Annotated in this window: 2 protein-coding genes and 1 pseudogene; all 3 read right to left on the reverse strand. The window is 66.4% G+C overall.

Annotated features, from left to right (window positions below):
• On the reverse strand, positions 1 to 1,501 hold a 1,501-nt coding region (locus AC5JJ6_RS13595), incomplete at its 3' end, for a GTP-binding protein (protein ID WP_496042564.1).
• A gap of 1 nt (position 1,502) precedes the next feature.
• The gene (gene cysD, locus AC5JJ6_RS13600) at positions 1,503 to 2,297 is read right to left on the reverse strand and encodes a sulfate adenylyltransferase subunit CysD (RefSeq protein ID WP_496042565.1); all 795 of its coding nucleotides are present in this window, start codon (positions 2,295 to 2,297) and stop codon (positions 1,503 to 1,505) included.
• Between the two features lie 18 nt (positions 2,298 to 2,315).
• Positions 2,316 to 2,535 (reverse strand): annotated as a pseudogene (locus AC5JJ6_RS13605) (phosphoadenylyl-sulfate reductase); the annotation flags it as partial.

Consider the following 2,535-nt stretch of genomic DNA (forward strand, 5'->3'; position numbering starts at 1 on the left):
GGTCTTCGGGGGAGAAGCCGAGATCGCCGTTGAGGCCCTGGCGGACGCCGTCGCCGTCCAGGACATAGACCTGCCGGCCGCGCTCGAACAGGGTGCGCTCAAGCCCCATCGCGATGGTCGACTTGCCGGCCCCGGACAGTCCGGTCAGCCACAGCACGGCGCCGTGGTGGCCGTTGGCGCGCGACCGCTCGGTCGGGGTGACGGCATGCTCGACCCGCTGGAGGTTGCGGGCATCGACCGCATCGGCCTGGGTCACGACGAAGCCGCCGACGACGTCGTTGCCGTCCAGCAGGACGCCGCGACCGGTGCGCGGCAGGTCGATCGCCAGATCGACCGCTATGAGGCTGCGGCTGTGCAGGACGACGTCGGCGATCTCGTTGCGGCTGACCTTGTCGGCAGAGCCGGCGGTCAAGTCGTCGATGTTGAGGACTTCGACGATCTTCTCGACGCTGACGCGATGCTCCGCCGTGGCGAGCTTCAGGGTATAGGTCTTGCCGGCGGTCAGCGGGTTGGTCGCCAGCCAGAACAGGCGGACGGTCAGGCGGTGCGACTCGATCGGGCACTGGCTGACGAGGCTGGCGACATGGCCGCGCTCGACGAAGATGCGCTGGTCGAGCGTGATGCCGATCGACTGGCCGGCGGTTGCGGTGATCGCGGTCTCGCGGTTCCACGCCTCGATGCTGACGATCTTCGCGGTCCGGTTGATCGGCGAGAAGTGAAGCGTGTCGCCGACGCGGAGACGCCCCGTCTCGATCCGGCCGGCCAGGATGCGGCGCTCGTCCGGCTTGTAGACGTCCTGGATCGGCATGCGCAGCGGCAGCTCGTCCTCGGATGCGACCGGCTTGAAGGCGTCAAGCGCCTCGACCAGGGTCGGACCCTTGAACCAGGGCAGGTTCTCGGACCGGGTCACCACGTTGTCGCCATGCCGGGCGGAAATCGGGACGATGACGCCGGGAGCGACGCCGATCTCGTTCAGGTAGGCGCGGATCTCGGCGGAGACGTCGTCGAAGCGGTCCTGCGAGAACTCCACCATGTCCATCTTGTTGACGATCACGGCGACCTGCTTGACGCCGAGAAGGTGCAGCAGATAGGCGTGGCGGCGCGACTGCTCCAGGGCTCCTTCACCGGCGTCGATCACCAGCAGGGCCGCGTCGGCGCTGGACGCGCCGGTCACCATGTTCTTCAGGAACTCGGTATGGCCGGGCGCGTCGATGATCACATAGGGCCGCTGCTTGGTGCGGAAATGGATCTGCGTCGTGTCGATGGTGATGCCCTGGTCGCGCTCCGCCTGGAGCGCATCCATCACGAAGGACCACTCGAACGGCATGCCGCGCCGGCGGCTCATCTCGCGGACCGCCTCGACCTTGCCGTCGGGCAGGCTCTGGGTGTCGTTGAGCAGGCGGCCGATCAGGGTGGATTTGCCGTGATCGACGTGGCCGACGATGACGATGCGGGCCTGACGGCGCATCGACGCGGGGATCTCGGATACGGGAGTGGTCATCTTACATATACCCGGAGCTGCGCAGACGCTCGAAGGCGTCTTCGGTCTCGTTGTCCATGGACCGGCCGGCCCGCTCGGGCGTCCGGGTTATTTCCAGTTCGGAAATGATCTCGTCGATATTGGCGGCGCTGCTGTCCACCGGGAATGTGATGTTCTTCTCGCCGAGCGAGCGGTACCGCTTGCCGTCACGGGCGAAATACAGCGGTACGATCGGAATGCCTTCGCGCTTGGAATAGCGCCAGATGTCCAGTTCGGTCCAGTGCAGCAGGGGATGGATGCGCACATGGGTCCCTTCGGCGAACCGGGTCTTGTAGTGGTCCCAGAACTCGGCCGGCTGGTCCTTGAAATCCCAAACGCCGTCCAGCGCGCGCGGGCTGAACACCCGCTCCTTGGCGCGGGTCGCCTGCTCGTCGCGGCGGATGCCGACGAAGATGCCCTGATACTGCTCTCGGCGAAGCAGCGCCTTCAGCCCTTCGGTCTTGCGGGCGGCGGCGCGGGTGGCCGGCGGCAGGGTCGGGTCCATCTCGCTTTCCGGCGGGCACTGCTCGATCACCAGGTCCAGGTCCCAGTCGCGCGCCGTCACGTCGCGGAACTCGTAGACCTCCGGCAGTTCCATCCCGGTGTCGAGCTGGACGACCGGAAACGGCACCTTGCCGAAGAACGCCTTGCGCACCAGCCACAGGAGGACGTTGCTGTCCTTGCCGATCGACCACAGGAGAGCGAGACGGTCGATCTTGTTGAACGCCTCGCGCAGGATATAGACGCTCTGGCTTTCCAGTTGGTCGAGATCGGTCATTTCAGAAATTCCACCGTATCAAATAGGTGACGAGTTGCGTGACGCGGCGGACATGTGGATGCCGCACTCGGTCTTGTTGAGCCCGGCCCAACGGCCGGACCGGGGATCCTGTCCGGGGGCGACCCGGTCGGTGCAGGGCATGCACCCGATCGACAGGAAGCCGTCGGCTTCCAGGGGATGACGCGGCAGCCCACGCTTTTCGAACTCCGCCTCGATCCGGTCGCGCGGCCAGGATGCC

The sequence above is a fragment of the Skermanella sp. genome (genome assembly GCF_059503625.1).

Bases quoted from the DNA above. Each gene is read 5' to 3' on its own strand.
- cysD (WP_496042565.1), bottom strand. From the start codon at position 2,297: ATGACCGATCTCGACCAACTGGAAAGCCAGAGCGTCTATATCCTGCGC.